The organism is Geodermatophilus maliterrae (assembly GCF_041018925.1).
Taxonomy (GTDB): Bacteria; Actinomycetota; Actinomycetes; order Mycobacteriales; family Geodermatophilaceae; genus Geodermatophilus; species Geodermatophilus maliterrae.
Genome location: NZ_JBFNXQ010000226.1, coordinates 1 through 759, shown reverse-complemented (window position 1 = coordinate 759; position 759 = coordinate 1). Strand labels below are relative to the sequence as shown.

The following is a 759-nucleotide window of genomic DNA, read 5'->3' as shown; positions in this document are numbered from 1 at the left end:
GAGTGGCGTCCACCAGGGTGGTGTGCGACGGCCCCGGTGAGTAGCGGGCCCTGAACGTCGAGGCGGCCACCGCGTGATCTTCTGGGAGACCTCTCACAGTCCTTCAGGAGTTCGACGCGATGACCGCTCCGAGCAGTATCGACCCTGCCCACTTCCTGCACGAACAGCTGGCCCAGGCCAGCCCTGACCTGCTGCGCCAAATGTTGACCACATTCATCGACACGCTCATGTCGGCCGAGGCCGACGCGGTGTGCGGCGCTGAGTACGGAGCCCGCAGCCCCGAGCGGACCAACGTCCGCAACGGCTACCGGCCCCGGGAGTTCGACACCCGCGCCGGCACCCTCGACGTCGCGATCCCCAAGCTCCGGTCGGGGAGCTACTTTCCGGATTGGTTGCTGGAGCGCCGACGGCGTGCCGAGCGGGCGCTGACCACTGTGGTTGCCACTTGCTATCTGCTCGGCGTGAGCACCCGGCGGATGGAGCGCCTGGTCGAGAGCTTGGGCATCACCCGGCTGAGCAAGTCGCAGGTCAGCGAGATGGCCAAGGAGCTCGACGGCCAGGTCGCCGACTTCCGGCACCGCCCGCTGGACGCCGGGCCCTACACGTTCCTCGCCGCCGACGCCCTCGTCCTGAAGGTCCGCGAGGGCGGCCGGGTGGTCAACGTGCACGCCCTGGTGGCCACCGGCGTCAACGCCGACGGGCACCGGGAGATCCTCGGCTTGCAGGTCACCAGCGCCGAGGACGGCGCCGGCTGGCTGA

At 69.6% G+C, this 759-nt stretch carries 1 protein-coding gene; it reads left to right on the top strand.

The genetic code is table 11. The features are described 5' to 3' along the window. Nucleotides 1-119: 119 nt before the first annotated feature. On the top strand, nucleotides 120-759 hold a 640-nt coding region (locus ABQ292_RS26600; RefSeq protein ID WP_369210704.1), incomplete at its 3' end, for an IS256 family transposase.